Raw genomic sequence first — 8,076 nt, 5'->3', positions numbered from 1 at the left:
CTGGAGCGGGAAACGGCCGGGGTGGCGTGCCACTTCGAACCTCTTAACTGTCACCGCACGGCCAAACGACACTGGTATTCTTTGGAGCGGGAACCCGGGTGCGAACCGGCGACCTCGACCTTGGCAAGGTTGCGCTCTACCCACTGTGCTGTGCCCGCCCTGGTAGGTCGGTCCAACGTCCGCGCTGGTCGCCGGTTCCGGCGAGACTGGGCGTCCCCCCTCAACCTTGGCAAGGTTGCGCTCTACCAACTGAGCTATTCCCGCATCATTCGCGCGATCAGTGCAGCCGACCCCGTGAGGGCGCCTATTCTATGAGTTGTGCGTCCCCTGTCAAGGAGAATGGCCCTTATCCTGCCCTTTCATGACCTCTGCCGCGGCCCGCAGGTAGATGATCATCGACCACAGGGTCAGCACGGCGGCCGCGTAGAGCATCAGGTAACACAGCGCCAGCAGCCAGCTTTCGTCGCGCACCGGGTCAATGGCGAGCAGACCGATGATAGCGATCATCTGGAAGGCTGTCTTGACCTTGCCGACGTAGGACACCGCCACGGAGGTGCGCTGCCCCAGCTCGGCCATCCATTCCCGCAGGGCGGATACCACTATCTCCCGGCCGATGATGACGCAGGCTGCCAGGGTGAGGAGTATGGTGTCGTGGCGCTCGACCAGCAGTACCAGCGCCACCGCCACCATCAGCTTGTCCGCCACCGGGTCGAGGAAGGCGCCAAACTTGGTCATCTGCCCCAGGCGCCGGGCCAGATAGCCGTCCAGCCAGTCGGTGACCGCCGCCACGGTGAAAATACCGGCGCCGACCAGCAGGTGGTGCTGGAACGGCGTGTAGAACACAACCACGAGTACCGGGATCAGGAGAATCCGCATGATGGTCAGTGCGTTGGGGATATTGATGCTCAAGTTGTTGGCTACTCTTCCAGTGGACCACTGCCGTGAAGGTGATCGTATATCTGTTGTGCCAGGGTTGCACTGATCCCGGAGATTTTTTTCAGCTCGGCGACATTGGCATTGCTGACCCCGGCGGCGCTGCCGAAGTGGCGCAGCAGTTCCCGCCGCCGCTTGGCGCCCACGCCCGGGATACTCTCCAGGCTGGACTGGGTGCGGGCCTTGTCCCTGCGGGCACGGTGGCCGGTGATGGCGAAGCGGTGGGCCTCATCGCGAATGGCCTGGATCAGGTGCAGGGCCGGATTGTCGCCCCGCAGCTGCTGCTCACTGCCGGTCTGGCCGCGCACCAGGGTCTCGAACCCGGCCTTGCGGGTGACGCCCTTGGCAACGCCGACCACCTCGACCGCCGGCAGCTGCAGTAACTCCAGCACAGCCATCGCCTGAGCCACCTGGCCCTTGCCGCCGTCGATAAACAGAATGTCCGGCAGGCTGCCTTCCCCCGCCTGCAGACGCTTGTAGCGGCGCTCCAGCGCCTGCTGCATGGCCGCATAGTCATCGCCGGCGGTGATCCCGTCAATATTGAAGCGACGGTAGTCGGACTTGCGCGGGCCGTTCTGGTCGAAGACCACACAGGACGCGACGGTGGCTTCACCGGAACTGTGGCTGATGTCAAAGCACTCCATGCGTTCGGGCAGCTCGGGCAGGCCCAGCAGAGTCTGCAATGCCTGCAGGCGTTCAAGTGTCGACTGGCGCCCCGCCAGGTGGGAGCGCAGGTTGGTTTCCGCAGTCTGTTGCGCCAGCTGCAGCCAGCGGGCCCGCGCATCCCGCACCCGGGCGCGAATGCCGACCTTGCGCCCGGCCTGGATGGTCAGGGCCTCGGCCAGGCTGGCGCTGGCCTCGGGCAGTTCGTTGACGATGATTTCCCCCGGGATCGGTCGCGCCGCCGCCAGGTAGAACTGGGGCAGGAAGGCGGCCAGCACCTCGGCTGGTTGTTCATCCAGCTTCAGCGGCGGGTAGTAGGTCTTGCTGCCAAGCACCTGGGCGTTGCGCACGAACAGGACCTGGACGCAGGCCCGACCGCCCTCGACGGTGGCGGCGAGAATGTCCAGCTCTCCACTGGTACCCTCGATGCCCTGGCTGGCCTGGACATGCTGCAACTGGCTGAGCTGGTCCCGGTACACTGCCGCCTTTTCATACTCCAGCGCGGCCGCGGCCTGCTCCATGTCATCCGCCAGCCGCACCATCAACTCCTGGGACTTCCCCCCCAGGAACAGTGCCGTGTGCTGCACCTGCTCGGCATAGTCCTCCGTCGAGACAAGACCGACGCAGGGCGCCGTGCAGCGGTCGATCTGGTGTTGCAGGCAGGGCCGCGAGCGGTTGCGGAAGAAGCTGTCCTCGCACTGGCGTACCCGGAATACCTTTTGCAGGAAATGCAGGGATTCACGCACTGCGGAGGCGCTGGGATAGGGGCCAAAATAGGTGCCCTTGCGCCGCTTTGCGCCGCGATGCAGGCTGAGGCGGGGGAATTCGTCCTCGGTTGAGAGAAATATATACGGGTAGGATTTGTCGTCCCGCAGCAGGATGTTGTAGGGCGGGCGGTGGCTCTTGATCAGGTTGTGTTCCAGCAACAGCGCGTCCACTTCAGTGGACGTCACGGTTACCTGGATGTCACCGATCTTCGCCACCAGTGCCATGGTCTTGGTGGTCAAGCCACTGGCGCGAAAATAGCTGCTGACCCGGGCGCGGAGGTTGCGGGCCTTGCCAACGTAGAGCAGCTTGCCCTCGGCATCGTACATCTGGTACACGCCGGGCCGCGTGGTGAGCTGCTTGAGGAAGCTGGCGGAGTCGAAGTCGCTCACGCCGGCTCTCCGTAGACCCGCGGTTCCAGTTCCAGCGCGACGCCAAACTGCGCCTGCACGGACGCCTGGATCTCGGCCGCCAGCCCCAGCAATTCCGCCCCGTTCTCGGCATCGTAGTTCACCAGCACCAGGGCGTGGCCCGGGTGGACACCGACGCCGCCATGGCGCCGGCCTTTCCAGCCCGCCCGCTCAATCAACCAGGCAGCGGCCAGCTTGCCCAGCCCGGGGCCCGCCGGGAACACTGGCAGTCCCGGATATTCACGCTGCAGCGCCTCTGCGCGTTCCCGGGCCAGCACCGGATTCTTGAAAAAACTGCCGACGTTGGGCTGCCGCGCCGGATCGGGCAGCTTGGCCCGGCGCAGGGCCACCACCGCGTCAAACACCTCCTGAGGTGTCGGGGGAGCCGCGACGCCGCGCTGGGCGAGCGCCTCACGCAGCCCCGGATAGCTGATTTCAGTGGCGGCCCGCAGGGGCAGCTGCAGGTCCACGTGAGTAATGACCACCTGGTCGCGGAGCGCATGCTTGAAGATGCTGTCGCGATAGCCGAACTGGCACTCGTCGCGGCCCAGGACCAGCGGGGTGGCATCGGCGCAGCGCAGGGTGTGAACGGCGTGGACAAAGGGTGCCAGTTCGCGGCCATAGGCGCCGATGTTCTGCACCGGTGCCGCACCCACCGTACCGGGAATCAGGGCCAGGTTCTCCAGCCCGCAGTAGCCCTGCGCCAACGTCCAGGCGACCAGCGCGTGCCAGTTTTCCCCCGCACCGACCCGCAGCAGTACCTCTTCCCCGTCCTGCTGCAGCAGCTCGCGGCCGCCGAGCCGGACCTGAAGCACCAGCGCGTCCAGCCGCGGCAGCAGTACGACATTGCTGCCCTCCCCCAGCGGCAGCACCGCCAGGTCGCGGCTGCCGGCCCAGTGCAGCGCCTGTTCCAGCTCTGTAACGCTGGCGATACTGCGCAGGGCGGTGGCGTTGGCTTTCAGCCGCAGGGTGTTGCGCGGCTGCCGTGCGGCTTCAACTCTGCTCACGGCGCGCGATCTCCGCCAGCAGCCCCTCACTGGCGGCCTCCACGAGTTCCAGCACCCGGACAAAGCCGTCACCTTCGCCGTAGTAGGGATCGGGGACTTCCCGTTCCGTCGCTTCCGGGGCGAAGTCGAGCAGCAGCCCGATATGCCCGGCGTAGTCCAGCGGGGCCTCCCGGCGCAGTACCTCGAGATTACTCTCGTCCATCGCCAGCAGGTAATCGAAGTCGAAATAATCCTCCCAGCACAGCTGCCGCGCCCGCAACGGGCTGAGGTCGTAGCCGCGCGCCCGGGCCGCCGCGACGCTGCGCGGGTCTGGCGGTTTGCCCACATGCCAGGGGGCGGTGCCGCAGGAGTCGACCCGGATCCGTCCCTCCAGCCCGCGGGCCTGTACCCGCTGGCGGAACACCGCGTCCGCAGTGGGGGAGCGGCAGATATTCCCGAGACAGACAAACAGCACACTGGTCAGGCCATCAGTCATGGGGGGCCTCCGCCAGCAGGGCGTTGACCGCCGCCAGGTCCGCGGCGGTGTCCACCCCCGCGGGCACCGGAGCCGCGGCGGGCGCCACGTGTATTGCGACACCGTGGTACAGCGCCCGCAACTGCTCCAGCTGCTCGATCTGTTCCAGCGGCGCCGGTGGCCAGCTGACGTAGCGATGCAGGAATCCGACCCGGTAGGCGTAAATGCCGATATGGCGGTACCAGTGGTTGCCAGCGGGCATCACCCCGGGGTCGGCGGCGAAACTGTCCCGGGGCCAGGGTATCGCGGCGCGACTGAAGTACAGCGCCCTGCCCCGGGCATCACAGACGACCTTGACCGCATTGGGGTTGTGTAGCTCGCTTCCGGCATGGATTGGCGCGCAGACGGTGGCCACGCCGCAGTCGCCGTGGGCTGCCAGGTTGGCCGCGACCTGGTTGATCACCGCCGGGGGGATCAAGGGCTCATCGCCCTGCACGTTGACCAGGATGGCGTCCTCTGCCAGCTCCAGCACCCGGGCGACTTCCTGCAGCCGATCGGTGCCGGAGGGGTGCTCGGGGCGGGTCATGCAGACCTCGGCGCCAAAGCCTTCCGCCACCTCGCGGATGCGCAGGTCGTCGGTGGCGATCACTATCCGCGCGGCCGCGCTCTGCCTGGCCTGGCGCCACACCCGTTCGATCATCGGCCGGCCGGCTACGTCGAGCAAGGGTTTGCCCGGCAACCGGGTGGAGGCGTAGCGGGCAGGAATGACAACAGAGAAGGACATACAGGTTCCGGTTCAGGAGCTGGGCCGCGCCAGGGCGACAATGCGATCCACCAGGGCCGGCGGCAACGCAGCGCTGATCTTCAGGTACCATAGTTGCGTAGCGAGCTGGCCACCGCGGGCGAAGTCGCGGCATTTTACCGCGTCTTTCTCGGTCATGATAACCGGCCTGTCGCCGAGGGCAGCAAAATCATCGGCGACGAAGGCGTGGTGATCGGCGAACCGGTGCGCCGCCACCCGATAGCCCATGCTCTCCAGGGTGGCGAAGAACTGCGCCGGCTGGCCGATACCGGCGACGCCGTGCACCGCACTGCCCGGTTCCGGTGGGGCCGCGCCTGCATCCGGCAGCAGCTGTACCAGACCATCATTGCGGTAACTGACCGCCGTCTGCGGATCGCTGCCGCCGCGGTGCAATACCCAGTCCACTTCCCGCAGGCGTCCGGCGGATTCCCGCAGGGGCCCGGCCGGCAGGCAGAAGCCGTTGCCCAGGCCGCGCTCCCCATCCAGCAGCGCGATCTCGAGGTCCCTGTCCAGGGCGTAGTGCTGCAGGCCGTCATCGCACAGCACCAGGTCAACCGGCTCCTGCGCCAGCAGGGCCCGGACTGCGGCGGGCCGGTCCGGCGCAACCACACAGGGGGCGCCTGTGCGCTGGTAGATCAACAGGGGCTCATCGCCGCAGTCAGCGGCACTGCTGTCGTCGCCCACCCGGTGCGGGAAGACAGCCGCCGCTGCAGCGCCGTAGCCTCGGCTCACCACCCCCGGATGCAGGCCCCTGGCCTGCAACGCCTCTACCAGCGCGATCACCACCGGGGTCTTGCCGGTACCGCCCACGGTAATGTTGCCGACGATCACGATCGGTACCGGCGCCCGGTAACGGGGCAGGAAACCGGCGCGATAGGCGTACCGCCGCAGGCCGGTCAGCAGCCGGTAGAGAAGCTCCAGGGGGCGCAGCAGCCAGAGCCAGACTGCGCCGCTGTACCAGGCCCGAACCAGGGCGGGCTCACTGCGCCTGCCGCTGTCAGTCACTGAATTCCTGGTGATACAGCTGGGCGTAGAGGCCGCCCTGGGCCAACAGTTCGGCGTGGGTACCGCTGGCAATAATCTCGCCTGAATCCATGACCACTATGCGATCGGCGCGTTCCACGGTGGACAGGCGGTGGGCGATCACAATGGTGGTGCGGTTGCGCATGATCGTATCCAGTGCCCGCTGGATGCGGTGCTCGGATTCATTGTCCAGGGCCGAAGTCGCTTCATCGAGAACCAGCACCGGTGCATCCTTGAGAATAGCCCGCGCAATGGCCAGACGCTGGCGCTGGCCGCCGCTGAGGCCGGCGCCGTCGTCACCGAGAACCGTGTCCAGGCCCTCCGGTAGTTTGTCGATAAACTCCATCGCATGGGCAGATTCACAGGCGGCGATGACCGCTTCGCGGCTGGCGCCGGCGAGATCGCCATAGGCGATGTTGTTGAACACCGTATCGTGAAACAGGGTAACGTTCTGCGACACCATGGCCAGCTGGCGGCGCAGGTTGCTCAAGCGGTAGTCGGCGATCGGCACCCCGTCCAGGGCAATGCTGCCATCCTCCGCGGGATAGAACCGCGCCAGCAACTGGATCAGCGTGCTCTTGCCACTGCCGGAGCGTCCGACCAGGGCCACGGCCTCCCCCGCGCGGATCGCCAGATTGATGTCTCGCAACACAACCTGCTCCGTACCCGGGTAGACGAAACTGAGCCGTTCGAACGCTATGTCCCCGCGCGCCCGGTCCACGGCGTGGGTGCCGGTATCCGGCTCGTCCTCCAGGTCCAGCTGGTTAAAGATATCCTCGGCAGCCGCAAGGCCCCGCTGGATCACGCTCTGGACGCTGCTGACCTGGCGGATCGGCCTGCCCAATAGCCCCGCCGCGGTGAGGAATGCGACCAGTGAGCCGGCACTGAAGCCGGCGAGGATCTCCGGGTTGAGGGCAAACCAGACCATGGCCCCCAGAGCCACCGCGAGCATGGTCTGGATCACCGGGGTGCTCATGGCATCGACCAGGGCCAGCTTCAGACTCTGGTTGCGATTGTAGGCGCTGGCGACCTCAAAGCGATCCCCCTGCTGCTGCTGGCCACCAAACAGGCGCACCTCCTTGTAGCCACCGATACTCTCGTTGGATACCTGGGTCACATCCCCCATGGAATCCTGGATGCGCCGGCTATAGCGCCGGAAGTGCTTGCCGACCACCGACACCACCAGCGCTATGCAGGGCGCCACCAGCATGAAGATCAGGCTCAGGCGCCAGTTGAGATAAAACAGGTAGCCGAGCAGGCCGATCACCGTCAGGCCCTCCCCCACCACCACCTTGAGCGCCTTGGTGGCGGCGCCGGTTACCTGCTCGACGTTGAAGGTGATCTTGGAAATCAGCACGCCCTGGCTGTGGTGGTCGTAATAGGTACTGGGGGCGAGCAGTATCTTGTTGAACAGCTCCCCGCGCAGCTGGTGGACCAGATTGCGGGCCACATGGTTCATGAAATAGGTACCGGCGAAGAAGCCCATGGCGCGGGTGAAGGCCAGCACTACCATGGCCGCCGGCACCCCGATACGGGCGAACTCCAGCGGCGTCATCTCGCCCGCGTCCAGCAGGGCATAGGCAGCGCCGGACACCAGCCCCTCCCTGGTCTCCGCGGATCCGTTCAGGGAATCGAGCAGAAACTGCATCAGGTCCGCCAGCAACACGTTGCCCAGCGAGTAAATTACATAGCCGACAATGCTGAGGGCGAAGAGATACCAGTACGGTAGCACATAGCCGAGCAGGCGCCGATACAGTTGCAGGTCGCTGATGCGGCCGCGCTGCTCAGTCACTGGCCGGCGCCTCCGCTGGCTGCCGGGTGCTAATGCTGAGGTGGACAAAACCCATCTGCCCCGCCGCGTCCATGGCCCGCACCACATCCTGGTGGCTGGCCTGGGCATCGGCTGCGATGACCAGTGGCAGGGTGGTGTCACCGGCGGAAACCTTGTAGATCGCCGATTGGATAGTACGGACCCGCGGGGCGACCAGCCGCGGGCCCAGGACCCCGGGCCCACCCCGC

Annotated in this window: 8 protein-coding genes; all 8 read right to left on the bottom strand. The window is 66.4% G+C overall.

Annotated features, from left to right (window positions below; genetic code table 11):
- Positions 1–330: 330 nt before the first annotated feature.
- Entirely contained in the window at positions 331–903 is a 573-nt protein-coding gene (pgsA, locus tag RJQ10_RS12015; RefSeq protein ID WP_350146882.1) for a CDP-diacylglycerol--glycerol-3-phosphate 3-phosphatidyltransferase, read from the bottom strand.
- 14 nt (positions 904–917) lie between these two features.
- A complete protein-coding gene (gene uvrC, locus RJQ10_RS12010; protein ID WP_350146881.1) occupies positions 918–2,753 on the bottom strand; it encodes an excinuclease ABC subunit UvrC in 1,836 nt (611 codons plus the stop codon).
- On the bottom strand, positions 2,750–3,778 hold the full coding sequence (gene murB, locus RJQ10_RS12005) for a UDP-N-acetylmuramate dehydrogenase (protein ID WP_350146879.1): 1,029 nt from the start codon (positions 3,776–3,778) through the stop codon (positions 2,750–2,752). The genes uvrC and murB overlap by 4 nt, the downstream gene beginning before the upstream one ends.
- Entirely contained in the window at positions 3,765–4,253 is a 489-nt protein-coding gene (locus RJQ10_RS12000; RefSeq protein ID WP_350146877.1) for a low molecular weight protein-tyrosine-phosphatase, read from the bottom strand. The genes murB and RJQ10_RS12000 overlap by 14 nt, the downstream gene beginning before the upstream one ends.
- Positions 4,246–5,016, bottom strand: a complete 771-nt coding sequence (gene kdsB, locus RJQ10_RS11995; RefSeq protein ID WP_350146875.1) for a 3-deoxy-manno-octulosonate cytidylyltransferase — start codon at positions 5,014–5,016, stop codon at positions 4,246–4,248. The genes RJQ10_RS12000 and kdsB overlap by 8 nt, the downstream gene beginning before the upstream one ends.
- A gap of 12 nt (positions 5,017–5,028) precedes the next feature.
- A complete protein-coding gene (lpxK, locus tag RJQ10_RS11990) occupies positions 5,029–6,039 on the bottom strand; it encodes a tetraacyldisaccharide 4'-kinase (protein WP_350146873.1) in 1,011 nt (336 codons plus the stop codon).
- A complete protein-coding gene (gene msbA, locus RJQ10_RS11985) occupies positions 6,032–7,849 on the bottom strand; it encodes a lipid A export permease/ATP-binding protein MsbA (RefSeq protein ID WP_350146871.1) in 1,818 nt (605 codons plus the stop codon). The genes lpxK and msbA overlap by 8 nt, the downstream gene beginning before the upstream one ends.
- Positions 7,842–8,076, bottom strand: a 235-nt coding sequence (locus RJQ10_RS11980) for an ExbD/TolR family protein (RefSeq protein ID WP_350146870.1), incomplete at its 5' end; no start/stop codon positions are given. The genes msbA and RJQ10_RS11980, both read right to left, overlap by 8 nt.

It is taken from the genome of Haliea sp., from assembly GCF_040222615.1.
Taxonomy (GTDB): domain Bacteria; phylum Pseudomonadota; class Gammaproteobacteria; order Pseudomonadales; family Halieaceae; genus Haliea.
Note: the sequence above shows the minus strand (reverse complement) of the source record. Positions and strands in the feature narration are given on the sequence as shown.

Bases quoted from the DNA above. Each gene is read 5' to 3' on its own strand.
- RJQ10_RS12000 (WP_350146877.1), bottom strand. From the start codon at position 4,253: ATGACTGATGGCCTGACCAGTGTGCTGTTTGTCTGTCTCGGGAATATC.
- kdsB (WP_350146875.1), bottom strand. From the start codon at position 5,016: ATGTCCTTCTCTGTTGTCATTCCTGCCCGCTACGCCTCCACCCGGTTG.